17 protein-coding genes and 1 tRNA gene are annotated in these 19908 nt (G+C 62.8%); 8 read left to right on the plus strand and 10 right to left on the minus strand.

Features of this window, described 5'->3' with window-relative positions; translation table 11 throughout:
* Window positions 1–86 precede the first annotated feature (86 nt).
* Entirely contained in the window at window positions 87–551 is a 465-nt protein-coding gene (locus tag AB5Y72_RS17220; RefSeq protein WP_042077125.1) for a thioesterase family protein, read from the plus strand.
* 124 nt (window positions 552–675) lie between these two features.
* A complete protein-coding gene (locus tag AB5Y72_RS17225; RefSeq protein WP_084202773.1) occupies window positions 676–1203 on the plus strand; it encodes a hypothetical protein in 528 nt (175 codons plus the stop codon).
* Window positions 1204–1802: 599 nt separating this feature from the next.
* Here the strand turns inward: AB5Y72_RS17225 and AB5Y72_RS17230 are convergent.
* The 10 genes from AB5Y72_RS17230 to AB5Y72_RS17275 form a co-directional block, all read right to left on the minus strand.
* Window positions 1803–4781, minus strand: a complete 2979-nt coding sequence (locus AB5Y72_RS17230) for a hypothetical protein (RefSeq protein ID WP_325782758.1) — start codon at window positions 4779–4781, stop codon at window positions 1803–1805.
* Between the two features lie 381 nt (window positions 4782–5162).
* Window positions 5163–5239 (minus strand) — tRNA-Pro (locus AB5Y72_RS17235).
* Between the two features lie 140 nt (window positions 5240–5379).
* Entirely contained in the window at window positions 5380–6105 is a 726-nt protein-coding gene (locus AB5Y72_RS17240) for an MOSC domain-containing protein (protein ID WP_042077123.1), read from the minus strand.
* A gap of 48 nt (window positions 6106–6153) precedes the next feature.
* Entirely contained in the window at window positions 6154–6996 is an 843-nt protein-coding gene (locus AB5Y72_RS17245) for an ABC transporter permease subunit (protein ID WP_042077122.1), read from the minus strand.
* Window positions 6993–7898, minus strand: a complete 906-nt coding sequence (locus AB5Y72_RS17250) for an ABC transporter permease subunit (RefSeq protein WP_042077120.1) — start codon at window positions 7896–7898, stop codon at window positions 6993–6995. The genes AB5Y72_RS17245 and AB5Y72_RS17250 overlap by 4 nt, the downstream gene beginning before the upstream one ends.
* A complete protein-coding gene (gene potA / locus AB5Y72_RS17255; RefSeq protein ID WP_042077118.1) occupies window positions 7895–9049 on the minus strand; it encodes a polyamine ABC transporter ATP-binding protein in 1155 nt (384 codons plus the stop codon). Before potA ends, AB5Y72_RS17250 begins: the two co-directional genes overlap by 4 nt.
* Before the next feature lie 76 nt (window positions 9050–9125).
* Entirely contained in the window at window positions 9126–10211 is a 1086-nt protein-coding gene (locus tag AB5Y72_RS17260; protein WP_084202771.1) for a polyamine ABC transporter substrate-binding protein, read from the minus strand.
* 120 nt (window positions 10212–10331) lie between these two features.
* Window positions 10332–11429, minus strand: a complete 1098-nt coding sequence (locus AB5Y72_RS17265; RefSeq protein ID WP_201996861.1) for a polyamine ABC transporter substrate-binding protein — start codon at window positions 11427–11429, stop codon at window positions 10332–10334.
* A gap of 54 nt (window positions 11430–11483) precedes the next feature.
* Window positions 11484–12845 (minus strand): aspartate aminotransferase family protein, encoded by a 1362-nt coding sequence (locus AB5Y72_RS17270; RefSeq protein ID WP_219143107.1) that lies wholly within the window; start codon window positions 12843–12845, stop codon window positions 11484–11486.
* 279 nt (window positions 12846–13124) lie between these two features.
* Window positions 13125–14456, minus strand: a complete 1332-nt coding sequence (locus AB5Y72_RS17275; protein WP_042077110.1) for a glutamine synthetase family protein — start codon at window positions 14454–14456, stop codon at window positions 13125–13127.
* Window positions 14457–14918: 462 nt separating this feature from the next.
* Between AB5Y72_RS17275 and AB5Y72_RS17280 the strand changes: the two genes are divergently transcribed.
* From AB5Y72_RS17280 to yegD, 6 genes are all read left to right on the plus strand, one after another.
* The gene (locus tag AB5Y72_RS17280) at window positions 14919–15305 is read left to right on the plus strand and encodes a TraR/DksA C4-type zinc finger protein (protein ID WP_042077108.1); all 387 of its coding nucleotides are present in this window, start codon (window positions 14919–14921) and stop codon (window positions 15303–15305) included.
* A gap of 155 nt (window positions 15306–15460) precedes the next feature.
* On the plus strand, window positions 15461–16318 hold the full coding sequence (locus tag AB5Y72_RS17285; protein ID WP_368199317.1) for a hypothetical protein: 858 nt from the start codon (window positions 15461–15463) through the stop codon (window positions 16316–16318).
* 52 nt (window positions 16319–16370) lie between these two features.
* On the plus strand, window positions 16371–16817 hold the full coding sequence (locus AB5Y72_RS17290; protein WP_325782756.1) for an Mpo1-like protein: 447 nt from the start codon (window positions 16371–16373) through the stop codon (window positions 16815–16817).
* A 20-nt stretch (window positions 16818–16837) separates the two neighbouring features.
* Complete coding sequence (locus AB5Y72_RS17295; protein ID WP_042077103.1) at window positions 16838–17314, plus strand: CreA family protein; 477 nt, start codon at window positions 16838–16840, stop codon at window positions 17312–17314.
* A 77-nt stretch (window positions 17315–17391) separates the two neighbouring features.
* Complete coding sequence (locus tag AB5Y72_RS17300) at window positions 17392–18381, plus strand: 2-hydroxyacid dehydrogenase (RefSeq protein ID WP_325782755.1); 990 nt, start codon at window positions 17392–17394, stop codon at window positions 18379–18381.
* 114 nt (window positions 18382–18495) lie between these two features.
* Window positions 18496–19857, plus strand: coding sequence for a molecular chaperone (gene yegD, locus AB5Y72_RS17305; protein WP_325782754.1), 1362 nt, complete (start codon window positions 18496–18498; stop codon window positions 19855–19857).
* The last annotated feature ends 51 nt before the right edge of the window (window positions 19858–19908 follow it).

Raw genomic sequence — 19908 nt, forward strand, 5'->3', positions numbered from 1 at the left:
AAACCTGGCATTGCGACTGTTAAGGAAGTGTTGCAGACTGGCTGGAGTTTTTACTCGGCTTTGATGACAGGGATCGGACTCAGAGAATGAAACAGATGCTCAAGAAGATGGCGCTCAGTGGCATTGCCAACCTGTTCGCCGAGAAGATGCCCTTCAACAAGCTGATCGGCATGCAGGTGACCCACTACGACTTCGACCGGGTGGAGCTGCGCATCAGGATGGAGGAGAAGCTGGTCGGCAACCCCTTCCACAACATCCTGCACGGCGGCGTCACCGCCAGCCTGCTGGACGTGGCCGGCGGCATGATAGTGGCAGCCTCCTGCATCGACGAGCTGGAGGACTTCTCCCCCAGCTACCTCAAGGAGCGCTTCTCCCGCCTCGGCACCATAGACCTGCGGGTGGACTACCTGCGCCCGGGGCGCGGCAACGAGTTCATCGCCACCGCCCACATCATCCGGGCCGGCAGCAAGGTGGCCGTCGCCCGTATGGAACTGCACAACGAAGAAGGGACCCACATCGCCTTCGGCACCGGCACCTACCTGGTCGGATAGTGGCCTTTATTGAATAAAAAGTGCGCTTCTAAGCCGATTTTAATCATTAGAATTGCTACCCCCCTCCGTCGGCCAAGGTCCATACTGAAAGTCGGGATTCTGTGCAGAGGGAGGATTGCAGACGATGAGCGCGACACTGGCTACCCAACCATCCAGAGCCTTGTTGACACAGCTCGAGGCCATGCGCGAACAGGTGCAGACGCCTGAGTGTCGTCACTGGTTGGAACAGGAGCTGGAGGGGTATTCTCTCTGTTCACCCCTGCCCTGGTATCGCATCATTGCCTGTCGGCAACGCGGTCACTTCCTGAATCTGAAGACGGGAAAATATCTGACTTGCCACATCGGCAGCCAAACGCTAAGCCAACGCGACCTGGCCCAAGTTCAGTTCATCTATGCCCGTGAACCCGCCGCCCACTATTTGCTGCGTCATGATTCCCATATCGAGCCCTGGCCAGAACAACTGCTGGAAGCGTATCGAGAGCAGTTGATCCCCGGCCATCTCTGCCTGCAAGCCTGGCATGAGCCCGTGTCTTCGTTGCGCTCACAACTGGTGGAGGGTCTCGAACACTTCATCAGCGAGTACCCCAAGCATGCGGCTCTGCAAACTCAACACGGCTTCAAGGCATTGCGCCATCAACACTGGCATATCTGATCACGCGCCTGGCGCGCAAGGAGGGCACCATCGACAAGACCCACAACGAGATTGCCACAATCTAGAGTGCCGGAGTCAGGATCAGACTCCACCCGTGGGGCCACCGAGCGGTGGCCCTTTTAATTGGGCGCCATGCCCCGTCTATCTCCCCGCCATTCAGACACGCCAGTCAGTGCCGAATGTCCAACTGCACGCGATGCGGCCCTTGGTGGAGAGCTGTCAGCAAGACCCCAGGTCCGGGACAGCGTCACCCCATGTTCCCCACGATCCCTGCAGACAGGCTGCCATGGGGGTGAACCGCCTCAGCGCGACAAGATGACGGCAGGCTCCGACTCCCGCAAGCCGCCGGCTGGCGCGCTGGTGCCTCATCTTGTCGAAGCTCGCCGATGCTCTGCCAACCCGGCTCCCTCACGTCTGACCGTCCGTATGCCGGCCACAAGACACCAGCAGCAGCCCTGCCCCCTGTCTGACCGCACAGTGGCAAGGCACCGAGCAGGTGCTGCCAAACCCACCACATACAGCCACCGCCTTGCCCGCCAGATTAAAAAGAGGGCCCGGCTTGCGCCGGGCCCTCGCTGGACACCTTGTGTGCGGCCTCTTTACGGCCCGGCACACAGGTAGTTGTTGTTGTACTGGTCAAGCGACGTGGCGAGGTTGTTCGCCTCGGTCGCAAATTGACCCTTCTTCGGATAATCCCCCATCCCGGTGAAGCTCACCGCATAGCTCGGCGGTGCGCCATCGAGGATGGCCTGGCCAGCAACCATAGCCGTGGCCGCATTCGGGCACACACCGGCCCCGGCCTGTGCGTTCAGCTTCGCGGCGAGCAGTTGCGCCGCCATGTTGAACGCCGGATCGCTCGACTTCTGCTTGCCGCTCCCGACATCCTGCTTGCTCAGGATACGTACGGCCTCCTGGCAGGTATCCACGAACAGGTTGCCGATGTAGACTCCGCCACCGGCGAAGGAGGCCAGCGTCTGGTCAAGCACGGGGTTCTGTTTGCCATTGGATTTGGCGCAGGACGCCCAGTTCCGCCAGAAACCGATGGTCAATGCACGACCCCCTGGGGGCGGTGTGTTGTCGATCCTGAACACCTTGGTTTCCCCCGGACCCACCTCGAAGTCGCCACAGAGTATGCTGTTGTCGACATTCGGGTTGATGACGACACCATCCGGTGGCATGAAGGCATTCGGCACGAAGGTTCCGAAGTTGGTGAGCCACCCCGGACCCACGATCTCGCAGATCTGATAGGTCTGGCCGGGGATGAGCTCCTGCGTAAACGCCAGGGTGCCGCCGTTCCCGGCATTGGCCGACATCGACTCCAGAGTCTCGCCGATGGAGAAGGTAGTCGCCCCCTGCCGCAGCACGAAGGTGAACGAGTAGCTGCCCAGATCGCCGCTGCCATTCACGGTCTTGAGGACCTGTGCCCTGCCGCGTTCCCGGTTCAGGAACGAGCAGGAGAAGACCTTGCCTGCATCCTCCGGATAGTCGACCGTAAAGTCGCAGACCTTGTCCTGGATCGGTGAGTCCGGATTGGCCGAAATCAGATCCCAGCCCGCCTTGGTGGTCTCCACGACCGTGTAGGTACCCTCGGTCATGAGCAGCAGGTCACCACCGCCCCCCTGGAAGGTACCGTAACCCGCACCCGCGCCGACTTCTTGCGTGCTCAGCAGCGCGCCGCCCGGACCATACAGCTTGAAGGTCCAGTAGTAGTCGTCATCCGAGCTTTCCAGCGCCGGCTCAGTGGTCTTCTCCACCTGTGCCTTGGCAGGCTCGTCCGTCGGCTCGTTCTGGAAGTCGACGGTTGCCGAGCAACGGGTCGCCATACCGTCTTCGAGCTGGAGGTTCACCGTCCTGGGATTCGGGTACACCGTTGGATCGCGCGGATCGGCCAGACCGATGGGAACGCCCGTGTCGCTGCCGGCGGCGAAGAACATGCTGCCCTGCTCCTCGACGTAATAGGTGTCGGGAACCAGGCCCCATGCCGTGACGGACTGCGTCGTCGCGCCACCGCCCGTGAAGGTGATGACCTTGGTCTTGCTGAATGTGCCATCATTGGCGCGGGTAATGTGGAACGTTATCTCGAGCTTCTCGCCCGTATCCAGGAAGCTGGGGATGCTCTTCTCGATGGTGAGTTTGGCCTTGGCCGAGGAGGCGATCGGGATCTGCAGCTCGTCGGTGCTGGCTGCGAATCCGTCCGACGCGGTCAGGTAGGCGGTATCTCTCAATACGCCTGTCGTGACCCGCTTGGGATCATCGAGGTAGACCTCCTTGTTGAAGGTAATGGAACCGCTGTCTGTCTGGCCTGTCACCTGCCACCCTACCACGCCATCCGTCTTGTCGCCCGCGAGGTAGCCGTCCAGGAAGCCGCCGAGTGACGGTGTTGCGACTGAATAGGTCAGGCCATCGCCGTCGATCTCCTCCACGTCCTTGATGGTCGTCGAAGCATTGGTGATGGCGCCCTGCTGGATCTGGGCGTCCGCGACCGCCGTCGTCGTGCCCGGCACCGCGATGCCGGTTGCCTTGTCCGTATAGACTCCTGACACCTCGTTGTGCAGCCAGTCGCCGACCTTGCCCGCCGTGGCCGCGTCGAATTCGACCGTGAATTCGGCGACCATGCCGTTGAAGCCGGGGGCGAGGTCGAATGGACCCTCATTGTAGGTGCCCAGCAGGGTGCCACTGTTGTTCGAGCCCTTATAGAGCTTGTCCGTCAAGTCGATGGTGATGGTGCGCGCGGCCGGGTTCTTCGCGTTCAGCACTATGTTGACCGCGACCTTGCCGCCGATGACCTCCGCCTTGGTCCAGGTCACCGTGATCTGGACGGGCAGGGATGCCGGCGCGTCACTGCGACAGACGTTGCCGAAGTCCAGGGTATCTTCGGTTCCCTTGGAGATATTCCAGGTCTGCTCCGCCCCCTGGTGAGCCGTCATCGTCTTGGATATTTCCTGCGGTTCGATCTCCTTGACGGGGATCGACACATCCCGTGCGCCAGCGCCCCCCGTGCCGAGATCCTCGGCCAGGAGATTGGCGTGCAGCGACGAGCCCGGGAACAGGTGCGACCCCAGGGCCAGCCGGCCGTAGTAGTCGTAAACGCAGGTGGTGTTTTTCGCCTGAGTGACCGTGATCAGCCGGTAAATCGAGACGTCGGTTCCGCCGATGCCGGGATCCAATGGCGTTTGCTGTGTCGATTGGGCCGCCACGCAGGATGCGTTCGACTTGCCCACATTCAGCACGGGGGCCGACAGGATGTCATATCCGGGTTTGCCTGCGTCCTCGTTGTCCAGTACCACCCCCAGGGTGTATGTCTGGCTGGCCGGGGCCGAATTGCCGGCCTGCAGCGTGATGCGGTAAGGAACGAGGTCGAGTTCGTTCCACGTCTTGCCTAGGTTGCCTGTGGTGTAGTCCTCGTCGGGGCAGATGAAGGGACCGCCATCGGGGAAGGTGAAGCTCGCGTCTTTGCGGCAGCCCTCCAGCGTAGTCTGGACCCCAACGGGGTCGGCGGCCTGTGCCGGCGTCGTGCCGAGCAGTCCGAGCGTGAGCACGGCCCCCAGCATAGTCGCCCATCGTTTACTGACGAACATGTCGATCTCTCCTTGACGTTGTCCTTGTGTGGCCGGGTGGCGCCGATCAACACGGACACCTGCGACCGCCTGTCGTCATGACGAGAGCGATGGAGCAAGCCATATGCCAGCGGGTGGAGAGTGAAAAAACAAGGGGTTACAGGAACTGATGCCGAGACCTGTCACAGGCCTGAAACAGGGGGCACCCCGCAACCCGTCATGGGGAACGGCAATGCGTTGATAAATAAACCAAACGAACCAGGCACACACTGTATCGGGATTGATACTGGGGAGTTCAGGGTCATGCAACAGAAGAAGAAGGGGGCGAAGAGGGCATGCCCACCAGAACGGGAAGGCCGGAAAAGCACAAGGGCCTAGCCGAAGCTAAGCCCTTGTTGAATTTGGTCGGTGTGAGAGGATTCGAACCTCCGACCCCTTCGTCCCGAACGAAGTGCGCTACCAAGCTGCGCTACACACCGATGTCTGCGGGGCGAGAATTTACCGAAAGCCCCGACCCGACACAAGCCTTTTTTTGCATTCACATCAAAAAAATGGCTTTCCGCTCAACAATTCAGCGCATCGAGGAAAAAACGAGCGCGACCGTCCTCCTGTGACGTCATCACGCCTGCGGCGGCACCTGGAACTCGGCCGGCCCCAGCAGACGCCGGCGCCAGTCCGCCACCACACCATGCTCCAGCCAATGAGCCGCATGCTGGCGCCAGTTGGGAGAGAGGGCAGGATTCTCCAGCAGCAGTTGCAGATCCTCCTCGTTGCGGGTCTGGTTGAACAGGATGTCGGCGGTGCGCTTCACCGTCAGCTCGGGGTAGGGCCTGTCCACCAATACCAGCTCGGCCTGGGGGGCCACCCTTCCCTCTTCCAGCACCCGCAGCAGCCAGCCGCAGCGACCATTGAGCTGCATCACCTGGGACAGCTGACCATAGCCAAAGCGCTGGTTGAGCTTGAAACAGGGGGATCTCGGCTGGCTGATCTGGATCAGCGCCTCGCCGAGACGATAGACATCGCCGATGCAGGCCTGCGTCTCGCCGAGCCCCAGGCCAGAGAGATTCTCGCCGAAGGCGGCGGGCTGCCAGGGGGTGCGGGGCGCGGGCAGGCCCAGCGCGGTTTGCCAGGTCTTCCACCAGGGGTAGTGATCCGCAGGATAATGGTGCAGGGCCCGATCCGGGCCGCCGTGATGGCGTCGGTCGCTCTGCTCATCCCCGCGAAGGCCGAGGAAGCCGCACCACAGGGGTGTGTCGACAGGCTGCTTGTGGATGGCGCTGACGAGGCCGGGAGCCTGTTCGGGGTTCAGTTCGGCGCTCTGGCCGATAAAGAGGGAGATCCGCATTCCATTCTCCTGACGGATGGGGGAATGCGGATCTTATCACGGGGCAGGTCAGGCCACTGCCTGCATCTGGGTGGTCATGGCGATCTCGGCGCGGCGACGCTTCTCCGCCCTCGCCATCAGGTACCAGCTACCGAAGGTGAACAGGGATACGGACAGCAGGATCAGGCTCGCGATGGCGTTGATCTCGGGCTTCACCCCGAGACGCACCGCCGAGAACACTTCCATCGGCAGGGTGGTCGACCCCGGACCGGAGACGAAGCTCGCCAGCACCAGGTCATCCAGCGACAGGGCGAATGACATCATACCACCCGCCGCCAGGGACGGGGCTATCATGGGGATGGTGATCAGGAAGAACACCTTCCACGGCTTGGCCCCCAGGTCCATGGCCGCCTCCTCGATGGAGAGATCCAGCTCCCGCAGTCGCGCCGACACCACTATAGCCACGTAGGCGGTACAGAAGGTGGTGTGCGCTATCCAGATGGTCAGCATGCCCCGCTCGGCGGGCCAGCCCACCAGCTGGGCCATGGCCACGAACAACAGCAGCAGCGACAGACCGGTGATCACCTCGGGCATGACCAGGGGCGCCGTCACCATGCCGCCGAACAGTGTCCGGCCACGGAAGCGGGGGATCCGGGTCAGCACGAAGGCAGCGACCGTCCCCAGCGCCACCGCCGCGATGGCGGTGTAGAAGGCGATCTCCAGGGAGCGGAACACGGAGCCGATCAGCTGCTTGTTGTCGAGCAGGCCGAAGTACCACTTCATGGACCAGCCGCCCCACACCGTCACCAGCTTGGAGGCGTTGAAGGAGTAGATCACCATGATGATCATGGGCAGGTAGATGAACAGCAGCCCCAGCCACAGCATCAGCTTGGCAAAACCGAAACGTCTCATGCCTTGCCCTCCAATTCCTTGGCCTGGTTGCGGTTGAAGAGAATGATCGGAACGATCAGCACCGCCAGCATCACCACCGCCAGGGCGGAGGCCACCGGCCAGTCACGGTTGTTGAAGAACTCCTGCCACAGCACCTTGCCGATCATCAGGGTCTCCGGGCCGCCCAGCATCTCGGGGATGACGAACTCCCCCACCACGGGGATGAAGACCAGCATGCAGCCGGCGATGATGCCGTTCTTGGAGAGCGGCACAGTGATCTGCCAGAACCGGGTCAGGTTGCGGGCGCCGAGGTCGGAGGCCGCCTCCAGCAGGCTCTGATCGTGCTTGACCAGGTTCGCGTAGAGCGGCAGCACCATGAAGGGCAGGTAGGAGTAGACGATGCCGATGTAGACCGCCAGGTTGGTGTTGAGGATCTGCAGCGGCTCGCTGATGAGGCCCAGCTCCAGCAGCAGGCCGTTGAGCAGGCCGTTGTTGCTGAGGATGCCCATCCAGGCGTAGACCCGGATCAGGATAGCCGTCCAGGTCGGCATCATGATGAGCAGCAGCAGAACGGTCTGGGTCTCCTTGTTGGCCTTCGAAATGGCGTAGGCCATGGGATAGCCGATCAGCAGGCAGAGGATGGTGCTGACCAGGGCCATCTTGAGGGAGCCGAGATAGGCCGCGATGTAGAGCTCATCCTCCTCCAGCAGCAGGTAGTTGCCCATGTTGAGCAGTATGGTGAGCTGGTTGTCCGCCCAGCTCACCACGTCGGTGTAGGGCGGGATCGCCACGTCCGCTTCGGCGAAGCTGATCTTCACGACGATGATGAAGGGCAGCAGGAAGAAGAGGAAGAGCCAGAAGAAGGGGATGCCGATCACCAGCTGGCGCCCCCCCGCCTGTTGCAGTCGTCTCAATGCCTTCATGATTGCAGCACCACGCCGCTGTCATCTTCCCAGTACAGGAACACCTGGTCATCCCAGGTCGGCCGCTTGCCGTGGCGCTCGGCATTGGCGATGAAAGCCTGAACGATTTTGCCCGAGGGCAGCTGGATGTGATAGACGGAGTGGCCGCCCAGATAGGCGATGTCGTAGACCTCGCCCTTGGTCCAGTTGAAGTCCGGATGCTCGATCTCCTCCGGCTTGTGCAGGCTCATCAGCAGCTTTTCCGGACGCAGGGCATAGGTGACCTTCTTGTTCTCGGCGCGGGAGCTGATGCCGTGGCCCACGTAGATGGGCTGTTCCAGATCCGCACAGGCGATGGTGGCGTGGTCCTGCTCATCCTCCACCAGCAGGCCGTCGAACAGGTTGACGTTGCCGATGAACTCGCACACCAGCCGGCTGGCCGGGGTCTCGTAGATGTCCATGGGGCTGCCGATCTGCTCGATGCAGCCCAGGTGCATGATGGCGATCCGCTCGGCCATGGTCATGGCCTCTTCCTGGTCGTGGGTCACCATGACGCAGGTCACGCCGACCCGCTCGATGATCTCCACCAGCTCCAGCTGCATGGTGGAGCGCAGCTTCTTGTCGAGCGCCCCCATGGGTTCGTCCAGCAGCAGCAGTTTCGGACGCTTGGCCAGGGAACGGGCCAGGGCCACCCGCTGGCGCTGGCCGCCGGAGAGCTGGTGCGGCTTGCGGCGGGCGTACTGGGTCATCTGCACCAGCTTGAGCATCTCCTCCACCCGGGCGTCGATCTCCGCCTTGGGCAGGCCGTCCTGCTTGAGGCCGAACGCAATGTTCTGCGCCACCGTCATGTGGGGGAACAGGGCATAGGACTGGAACATCATGTTGATGGGGCGCTCGTAGGGCGGCATGTCGGTAATGTCGACACCGTCGAGGAACAGCCGTCCCTCGGTGGGGCGCTCGAACCCCGCCAGCATCCTCAGCAGGGTGGACTTGCCGGAGCCGGAGCCACCCAGCAGGGCGAAGATCTCGCCCTTGTGGATGTTGAGAGACACGTTGTCGACCGCCAGCGTTTCGTCGAACTGCTTGCTTACCCTGTCTATTTTGACCAGCACTTCTTTACGCTGCTGGCTGCCCTCGAGGGCTTTCTTGTAGGCACTGGAGGCTATCGCCATTACCAAACTCCCAAAGGTGAGATCGGCCTGGGCCGATCCATCAATACAATCTGGCGCCCCGGGATGGGCGCCAAGGTTAGGTTCCGGACTTGATCTTGGTCCAACTCCGGGTGATCAGACGCTGCACCGAGCGGGGATGCGCTTCCTGCACATAGAGCCGCTCAAGCACCGCCTGGGGGGGATAGACCGACTCGTCCTCGCGGACGGCCTTGTCCATGTACTCGCCCGCCTTGATGTTCGGGTTCGCGTAGCCCACGTAGTCGCTCACCTTGGCGATCACCTGCGGCTCGAGAATGTAGTTGATCAGGGCGTGCGCCTCTTTCACGTTGGTGGCATCGGCCGGGATCGCCATCATGTCGAACCAGAGGTTGCCACCCTCCTTGGGGATGCTGTAGGCAATCTGGATCCCCTTGCCCGCCTCCTCGGCCCGGGCCGCCGCCTGCAGGATGTCGCCGGAGAAACCCGCCGCCACGCAGATGTCGCCGTTGGCGAGATCGCCGATGTACTTGGAGGAGTGGAAGTAGGTCACGTAGGGACGCACCTTCAGCAACTGCTCCTCGGCCCGCTTGAGATCCGCCGGCTCATGGCTGTTGGGGTTGAGCCCCAGGTAGTTGAGCGCGGCCGGGATCATCTCGTCCGCCGAGTCGAGGAAGGCCACCCCGCACTGGGAGAGCTTCTTCATGTTTTCAGGTTCGAAGATGACGGCCCAGGAGTCGATCTTGTCGACCCCGAGCACCGCCTTGACCTTCTCGACGTTGTAACCGATGCCGTTGGTGCCCCACAGATAGGGCACGGCGTACTGATGACCCGGATCCACCTTGTCGAGCTGCTTGAGCAGCACGGGATCCAGGTTGCTCAGGTTTGGCAGCAGGGCGGGATCCAGCTTCTGGAAGGCCCCCGCCTTGATCTGCTTGGCCAGGAAATTGTTGGAGGGCACGACCAAATCGTAACCGGTGCGTCCGGTCAGCAACTTGCCTTCCAGCGTCTCGTTGGAGTCGAAGACGTCGTAGACGGTCTTGATCCCGGTCTTCTGCTGGAAGTCGCTGAGGGTGGTCTCGCCGATATAATCGGACCAGTTGTAAAAATGAACCACAGGGGCTGCCTGGGTCAGATTTGCAAACCCCAGGGTCAGGGCCAGCGTTGCCATCTTGGTCATGTGCACTTGTCAGTCCTCGTTTGTGTGATTTTGCCAGTCGCGCATCCTTACGCGCCGTCCAACCTGTCGGGTGGTCACTCCCCTCCCGGCCGAACTGCGGACCGGGAGGGGTACTGCTCGTCTTGCTTACTTGCCTGACTTGATCTTGGTCCAGCTGCGGGTCATCAGACGCTGCACCTTGGCCGGCAAGGCCGGGAAGGTATAGATCTTCTGCAGGGTCGCCGCATCGGGGTAGACGCCCGGATCCGAGCTGATGGCCTTGTCCACCAGCTGGGTGGACGCGCTGTTGCCATTGGGCGCATGGATCTGGTTGGTGATGTTGGCGATCACCTCGGGCTTCATCAGGTAGTTCAGGAACACGTGGGCCTCTTCCACGTTCTTCGCATCGGCCGGAATGGCCAGCATGTCGAAGAAGCTGCCAGCCCCCTCCTTCGGAATCACGTAGGTCAGATCGACCCCGTTCTTGGCCTCGATCGCCCGGGCCTTGGACTGTTGCAGGTCCATGGAGTAGCCGACCGCCACGCAGATGTTGCCGTTGGCCAGATCCGAGATGTACTTGGAGGAGTGGAAGTAGGCGGTGTAGGGACGGATGGAGAGGAACAGCTCCTCAGCCTTCTTCAGCTCGTCCGGCTTCTGGCTGTCCGGCTTGAAGCCCAGATACAACAGGGCGGCCGGCAGCATTTCGGTCGGCGAGTCGAGGAAGGAGACACCGCACTCCTTCAGCTTGGCCATGTTCTCCGGCTTGAACACCAGATCCCAGGAGTCGACCGGCGCGTCCTTGCCCAGCACGGCCTTCACCTTGTCGATGTTGTAGGCGTAGCCGATGGTGCCCCACAGATAGGGCGCCGAGTACTGGTTGCCCGGATCGCTCGGCTCGAGCGCCTTGAGCAAGGCGGTATCCAGGTTCTGCCAGTTGGAGAGTTTGGACTTGTCCAGCTTCTGGAAGACGCCCGCCTGGATCTGCTTGGCCAGGAAGGAGTTGGACGGCACGACGATGTCATAGCCCGAGCTGCCCGCCAGCAACTTGGCTTCCAGCACCTCGTTGCTGTCGAACACGTCGTACACCACCTTGATGCCCGTCTCCTTCTGGAAGTCTTCCAGCGTGTTCGGCGCGATATAGTCGCTCCAGTTGTAGACGTGCAGCACCTTCTCGTCGGCCATCGCCCCGGAACTCATCATGGCCAGCGCCACGGAAGCAGCCATCATTCCCTTTTTAAAAGACATAGTCCTTGTCTCCTAAGCAAATTGTATGCGTAAGCCAACCCAGCCTGGCACGGCCTATTCCCGCAGCTTTTCCGCCGTCAGGTCCAGACTGAGCCTGGCCAGTTTGACCAATTCATCCACCTGTTCCTCGGTGATCACCAAGGGGGGCGATATGATCATGGTATCGCCGACCGCCCTCATCACCAAGCCATTGTTAAAGCAGAACTCCCGACAAGTCATCCCGGCATGGCGTTCGGCCGGGAAACGACGTTTCGTCTGCTTGTCCTGGACTATTTCCAGCGCGGCGACCAGGCCCTTGCCCCGGGTTTCTCCCACCAGAGGGTGATCGGCAAGCTCGCTCCAGCGGCGCTGCAAATAGGGGCCGATACTATCATGAACGCGCTTAACTATGCTCTCCCTTTGCATAAGCTGGATGTTGGCGATGGCCACGGCGCAGGCCACCGGATGACCGGAGTAGGTGAAGCCGTGGTTGAACTCGCCTCCCTCCTCCACCAGCACCCTGGCGACCCTGTCCCCCACCATCACGGCCCCCATCGGCAGATAGCCGGAGGTGATGCCCTTGGCCAGGCACATGAGATCCGGCTTGATGCCGAAGCCTTCGCTGGCAAACCAGTGGCCGGTGCGACCGAAGCCGCAGATCACCTCGTCGGCGATGAGCAGGATGCCGTACTTATCGCAGATGCGCTGGATCTCGGGCCAGTAGCTGTCGGGCGGGATGATGACGCCGCCGGCGCCCTGGATGGGCTCGCCGATGAAGGCCGCCACCTTGTCCACCCCCAGCGCCAGGATCTTCTCCTCCAGCTGGCGGGCACGGGCCAGCCCGAACTCGTGGGCGCTCATCCCCTGCCCCTCGCCGAAGTGATAGGGCTGGTCGATGTGCACTATGCCGGGGATGGGCAACCCGCCCTGGGCGTGCATGCCCTTCATGCCACCCAGGCTGGCACCCGCCACCGTGGATCCGTGGTAGGCGTTGTGTCGGCTGATGATCACCTGCTTGTCCGGCTGCCCCTTGCTGGCCCAGTAGTGGCGCACCATGCGCAGCACGGTGTCGTTGCACTCGGAGCCCGAGCCGGTGAAGAAGACGTGGTTGAGGTGCGGGGGCGTGATCTCGGCCAGCAGGGTCGCCAGTTCGGCGGCGGGGGGGTGGCTGGTCTGGAAGAAGAGGTTGTAGTAGGGCAGTTGCTGCATCTGCCGGGTGGCGGCGTCCACCAGCTCCTGACGGCCATAGCCCAGGTTGACGCACCACAGGCCCGCCATCCCGTCCAGGATTCGCTTGCCTTCGGAGTCTTCCAGATAGACCCCCTCGGCCTTGGTGATGATGCGACTGCCCTTCTTGTTCAGGGCCTGAAAGTCGGTAAAGGGGTGCAGGTGGTGGCTGGCTTCCAGTTGCTGCCACTCACGGGTGGTGTGCTGCATTGCTTGCTCCTCGGTTCCTTCGATTCGGCGGTCATTGCCGCCCCTTGATGAGGGTGCGGGCCCCCGGTCACTGCCAGTCGCGGGTATGCTGCCTCGCCTGCTCCTCGATGCCTTTCCATGTGGCGAGCGTCGCCGCCCATCCATTAGAAGGCGCTCGGCACGGTCACGCGGCTTCGCGCACGCCGTCGCGAGGCCGGCACCGTCTGCCGGCACTCACGAGTCCAGTGCACTCTTGCTTGCGATCTGACGGGAGAGGCCGACGCCTCTCCCCAAAACGGGTCACACGTTCAACAGCAGGAACTCGCGCTCCCAGCGGCTGATCACGCCGAAGTAGGTCTCGTACTCCTTGCGCTTGACCGCGACGAAGGCTCGGATGAAGCGCTCGCCCAGCATGTCCTTGATGGGCTCGCACTGCTCCAGATGGCTCAGCGCCTCCTCTAGGGAACGGGGCAGGCTGTAGGGCAGGTCGTAGGCGCTCGCCTTCATCTCCTGCATGGGCTCCAGCTTCTCCAGCATGCCGAGATAGCCGCAGGCCAGGGTGGCGGCCAGGGCCAGATAGGGGTTGGCATCGGCGCCGGCGAAGCGGTTCTCCACCCGGCGCGCGCTGGGCTCGGAGAAGGGCACCCGCAACCCGCAGGTGCGGTTCTCCACCCCCCACTGCACGTTGCGTGGCGCGCTCTCGCCGAAGGTGAGGCGGCGGTAGGAGTTGACGTTCGGCGCCAGCAGGGCGGTCACCGCCGGGGTGTACTTCTGCAGGCCGGCGATGAAGTGCATGAAGAGGGCGGAGTTGCCCCCCTCGCTGGTGCCGAACAGGTTGTTGCCGTCCATGTCCTCCAGGCTCTGGTGGATATGCATGGCGGAGCCCGGCTCGTTGCTCATGGGCTTGGCCATGAAGGTGGCATAGATGCCGTGGCGATGGGCCGCCTCGCGCATGGTGCGCTTGAACAGGAACACCTGGTCGGCGAGATCGATGGCATCGCCGTGCAGGAAGTTGATCTCCATCTGGGCGGCGCCGGACTCGTGGATCAGGGTGTCCACCTCCAGCTCCTGGGCCTCGCAGTAGTCGTACATGTCTTCGAAGATGGGGTCGAACTCGTTCACCGCATCGATGCTGAACGACTGGCGGGCGGTCTCCGGGCGGCCGTTGCGACCCACCGGCGGCACCAGCGGGTAGTCGGGGTCTTCGTTGCGGGTCACCAGGTAGAACTCCAGCTCCGGCGCCACCACCGGCTTCCAGCCCTGCTTCTCGTAGAATGACAGAACCCGGCGCAGCACGGAGCGCGGCGCGATGTCGATCAGCTTGCCGTTGACGTCGAAACAGTCGTGGATCACCTGGGCGGTGGGCTCCAGCGCCCAGGGGACGAAACGAATGGTGTTGGGATCGGGATAGAGCTGCATGTCCCGCTCCAGCGGGTCTATCATGCTGTCGTCATCCGGGTATTCGCCGGTCACCGTCTGGGTGAAGATGACCTCGGGCAGCCGCATGCCCCCCTCGCGCAGAAATTTGTTGGCTGGAATGATCTTGCCTCGGGCATTGCCGGTGAAATCCGGGAACAGGCACTCCACTTCCGTGATGCGATTGCTCTCCATCCAGCCCTTGATACTGTCCATGTTAAACCCCGACTCTACGGTTGTCATAGGCAAGGGTGTCTAATATAAGGAACACCCTTGTTAAGAAAATGTAATCGACAACACCATAAAAGCCCGCCATAAAGCCCTTTGTCAAGCGGTGGTGTTTAAAAAACTATAAACAACGGCCTGTAAAATGACCAGGGCGGCACCAAATACTAAACACTCGGTGCCACGATCAGCCCACTGCAAGCCGGATGCCAACAGCGGACAGCCGCCGCGCGATACTCAGTCAGCCCCTGTCGGAGAAGGCTCATTTCTTTGCAAGGGCGCACACTCCTTATCCAATTTTCTTTGCATGCCTGCATTTTTTTGGTACAAGGCCCGCCCTGATTTGCACTCTCCTGCCTGGATTTGGTGCAAATCGGGATACAAGGGCTTGGTCTGAAGACAGACAGCCCCCATAAATGGGAAAAATTGGGAAACTGACTGGTAGCAAACCATATGTGTGATTTCATGACTGAAGACCAACTGGCCTTTTACAAGGGCCAGATCGAGCGGCAGATCCTCGAGCTCGAAGAACGTCTCAACTCCCAGGCCAGCCAGGCTATCGCCACCGATACCAACGAAATGGCGGACGAGATCGATCGCGCCAGTGTCGAGGAGGCCCGCCGTCTGGAGCTGAACCGCATCGAGCACGACAAGCTGCATCTGCGCAAGCTGAAGGGGGCGCTCAAGCGTATCAATGAAGGGGATTTCGGCTACTGCGAATCCTGCGGCGACGAGATCTCCCTCAAGCGGCTGCAGGCGCGGCCCGAGTCCCGCTTCTGCGTCGAGTGTCAGAGCACCAAGGAATTCAACGATACCCACGTGTTCCGCCGCGTCGCCTGATGCTCCGACAGACCCCCGTCCCGCCTGGGCCAGCCCCGCAGGCCGGGGGCCGTGTCGCCAGCGGCGAGCCTGACCCCCACCCACGGCATCACGCAAGGGCGTGACAACTTCTGTTAGACTCCGGGCAGGCCCCGGACTCTACAGGAGATCAAAGCGTGAAATGGCTCATCAGGCTGTGCCTGTGCCTGCCGCTGCTGGCACAGGCACAGACCCTCACCGTCAAGGTCCCCAGCCGACCGATCAACGACCTCGACAACGAGTACCAGCTCAAGCTGCTGGATCTGGCCCTCACCCGTGCCGGTCAGCCCTACAAGCTGGAGCGGGTCGACCTCAACCTCAATCAGTACAGCCTCCAGCAGGCGCTCGCCAGGGGCAAGACCATCAACGTGTTCTGGATGGGAACCTCCAGCGCCCTCGAATCCTCCCTGATCACCGTCCCCATTCCGCTCTTTCGCGGGCTGGAAGGGCTGCGCCTCTCCTTCATCCACGCCGACGCCCAGGAGAAGTTCAACCAGGTCAACACCCTGGCGGATCTCAAGAAGCTGAAGGCGGCGCAGGGGGTGGGCTGGGCCGACAACAAGATCCTGGAGCAGGCGGGCATTCCCACCTATGCGGGGCGCTACAGCAACCTGTTCCGCCTGATGAATGACGGCGACAAGCTGGACTTCTTCCCCCGCGGCCTGGTGGAGATCTTCGCCGAGCGCAGCGAGCTGGTGGCGCAATATCCCAACCTGGTCATCGATCAGCACCTGCTGATCCGCTACCCCTTCGCCGAGTTCTTCTTCGTCAGCCCGGAGTCGCCCAAGCTGGCCAAGGCGATCCAGACCGGGCTGGAGCGGGCCTACGCCGACGGCAGCTTCATGAAGTTCTTCCACGAGAATCCCAAGATCCGCGAGGCCCTGGCCAGCGCCAACCTGGAGCAGAGGGTCACCATCTCCCTGCCCAACCCGGACATGACCCCCTTGCTCAGGAGCATACCGGCCCAATATTGGGAATATCCCCCGCAGGGATGAAGATTCGGCCACCTCGACCGGGGTGGCACAAGCCGCGCGCCAGGGAGGTGCCATGAAACGACTCGACGAATGGTTCAGCGACTACGGCCAGAGCCACCGGCATCCCGTCAATGTGGCCATCCACAAGGTGGCGGTGCCCGGCATCTACCTCTGCGCCCTGGCCCTGCTCTGGTGCCTGCCGGCCGGGCCCCTGCCAGCGTCCCTCAACTGGGCGGGGCTGGTGGTCATCCCGGTGCTGGCCTTCTATCTGCATCTGTCGTTTTCGCTGTTTGTAGGGATGGCGGCGCTGACCACCCTTGGGCTGGCGTTCTGTTACACCTGGCAAGGCCCGCTACTGTGGCCCGCCCTGGCCGGTTTCGTGCTGCTCTGGCTGGCCCAGTTCGTCGGTCACCGGATCGAGGGGAAACGCCCCTCCTTCCTCACCGACCTGCAATTTCTGCTGGTAGGCCCCGCCTGGGTGCTGGCCAGCCTCTATCGTCGCTTGGGCATCCCCTACTGAGGGAGCCTGAAGGAGAAACCATGACACACCCTTCCCCCCTCGCCCGTACCCTGCCCCTGATGCTGGCGCTGCTGGCCGGCCCGGCGCTGGCCGACAAGGCGGACCCCGTCGGCGAGGTGAGCACCGCCTTCAAGCTGGTCGGCCCGAACCACAAGATCCTGGTGGAGGCGTTCGACGACCCCAAGATCGCCGGCGTCGCCTGCTATCTGGCGCGTCCTAAGACAGGAGGCGTCAAGGGTGGCCTGGGGCTGGCGGAGGATCCCTCCCACGCCTCCCTCTCGTGCCACCAGATCGGCCCCATCACCCTGCCCGCCAGGCTGAAGGCGGGGGAGGAGGTGTTCGACGTCAGCACCTCCCTGGTGTTCAAGGAACAGAAGGTGGTGCGTTTTTACGACGAGAAGCGCAATGCCCTGGTCTATCTGACCTACAGCACCAAGCTGGTGGATGGTTCTTACAAGAGTGCGGTGAGCGCCGTGCCCATCATGCCCTGGGGCTGATGCCCCGCCATTTATCCCGTGATGACGGCCCATATTTGTTGTAATTTAACCACATCATTATCTGCGGAGAGCGCACCATGAGAGTCGCCGTTTTCAGTACCAAGAGCTACGACAAGGAACACTTCCACCAGGCCAACAGCCAGTACGGTTTCGAGCTGGAGTTCTTCGACGTGCGGCTAGAGGCCAAGACCGCCCGCCTCGCCCACGGCTTCCCCGTGGTCTGCCTGTTCGTCAACGATGACGCCGACCGCGAGGTGCTGACCGAGCTGGCACAATACGGCACCCAGGTCATCGCCCTGCGCTGCGCCGGTTACAACAACGTGGATCTGGTGGCCGCCAAGGAGCTGGGGCTGAAAGTGGTGCGGGTGCCCGCCTACTCCCCGGAGGCGGTCGCCGAACACGCGGTGGGCCTGATGATGACCCTCAACCGCCGCATCCATAAGGCCTATCAGCGCACCCGCGACGCCAACTTCTCCCTGGAGGGGCTGGTGGGCTTCAACATGCACGGCCGCACCGCCGGCATCATAGGCACCGGCAAGATCGGCATCGCCACCCTGCGCATCCTCAAGGGCTTCGGCATGCGCCTGCTGGTGAGCGATCCCTATCCGAACCAGGCGGCCATCGATCTTGGCGCCCAGTACGTGGACCTCGACACCCTGCTGCGCCAGTCCGACGTCATCAGCCTGCACTGCCCCCTGTTCAAGGAGAACTACCACCTGCTGAACAAGGAGGCCTTCGCCAAGATGAAGGACGGGGTGATGATCATCAACACCAGCCGGGGCGGCCTGCTCGACTCCAACGCCGCCATCGAGGCCCTCAAGACCGCCCGCATCGGCGCCCTGGGGCTGGACGTCTACGAGGAGGAGGAGGATCTCTTCTTCGAGGACAAGTCCAACGAGGTGATCACCGACGACGTCTTCCGCCGCCTCTCCGCCTGCCACAACGTGCTGTTCACCGGTCACCAGGCCTTCCTGACCCGGGAGGCGCTGCACGCCATCGCCGACACCACCCTCAGCAACATCCAGGCCATCGAGAGCCAGGGTCGCTGCGACAACGAGGTGGAATAAGCCCTCCTCGCCTTTCGCTCGCCTTTCGCTCACCATTCAGACTCGCCGGGTTGTGAGACCCGGCGCCTTCGGGTAGGCTACCAGCCCTTTTTTTGTGCAGGAGTCTGGCCGCCCATGTTTATCGGATTTGATTACGGTACCTCCAACTGTGCCGTCGCCGTGATGGAACAGGGCAGCCCCAGGCTGCTGACCCTCTCCGGTTCCCATTACCTCCCCTCCACCCTGCACGCCCCGCACCGGGATGCCATCGCCGGCCTGCTGGCCGAAGGGCTGGCTCCCGCCCAGCAGGCGGAGTACCTCAAGCTGCGCGGCCCCGTGGTGACCCGGGCCCAGGCGGTGCGCCGCCAGATGCGCGAAGAGGGATTGATCGACGAGCTCAGCTTCGGCGGCGCGGCGCTGGAGCGCTACCTGGAAGAGCCGGACGAGGGCTACTACATCAAGTCGCCGAAATCCTTCCTCGGCGCCTATGGCCTCAAGGCCCCCCAGATCGCCCTGTTCGAGGACATCGTCTGCGCCATGATGCTGCACGTGCGCCAGCAGGCGGAGCAACAGACGGGCGCCCCCGTCCGCCAGGCGGTGATCGGCCGGCCGGTCAACTTCCAGGGGCTGGCGGGGGAGGAGAGCAACCGCCAGGCCATCGCCATCCTGAGCGAGGCGGCCCGCCTCGCCGGGTTCGAGCGGGTGGAATTCCTCTACGAGCCGGTGGCCGCCGGCTTCGAGTTCGAGGCGCGCCTCAGCGAGGATGCGGTGGTGCTGGTGGTGGACATCGGCGGCGGGACCACGGACTGCTCCGTGCTGCGCATGGGCCCGAGCCATCGCGACCGGCTGGATCGCAGCGGCGATCTGCTCGGCCACAGCGGCCAGCGCATCGGCGGCAACGACTTCGACATCCGCCTGACGGTGGAGGGCATGATGCCGCTGCTCGGCATGCACGAGACCCTCAAGACCGGCAAACCGCTGCCCCACCCCCTGTTCTGGGACGCGGCAGCCATCAACGACGTCAGCGCCCAGAGCCGCTTCTACAGCCTGGAGACGGGCCGCCAGCTGCAGGATCTCCAGCTCGACAGCCAGCCCGGCAGCAAGCTGCCCCGTCTCGCCAGCCTGCGGGCCCACAAGCTGAGCCACCAGCTGGTGTGGCGCGCCGAGCAGGGCAAGATCGCCCTCTCCGAACACGAGCGCAATCACCAGACCCTGAACGAGCTGGAGAAGGGGCTGGAGGCCGAGCTGGGGCGCGACCAGCTGGCATCCGCCTCCGCACCGCTGCTGGAGAAGATAGGCGAGCTGATGGAGGAGGCGATCCAGGCCGCCGGGGTGCAGCCTGACCGGATCTTCATCACAGGCGGCAGCGCCCGTTCGCCCCTCATCAAGGCCTTCATCCAGCAGAAACTGCCCAGGGTACCGCTGGAAGGGGGAGACGACTTCGGCTCGGTCGCCTCCGGCCTCGCCCGCTACGCCGAGCGGCTGTTTGCCCGCTGATGGGCAGGCTCGCCAAGGCGCAGGGATAGCAGGGGGCCACATCGTGGCCCC

This window comes from Aeromonas sp. R7-4, assembly GCF_040908055.1.
GTDB classification, from domain to species: domain Bacteria; phylum Pseudomonadota; class Gammaproteobacteria; order Enterobacterales; family Aeromonadaceae; genus Aeromonas; species Aeromonas sanarellii.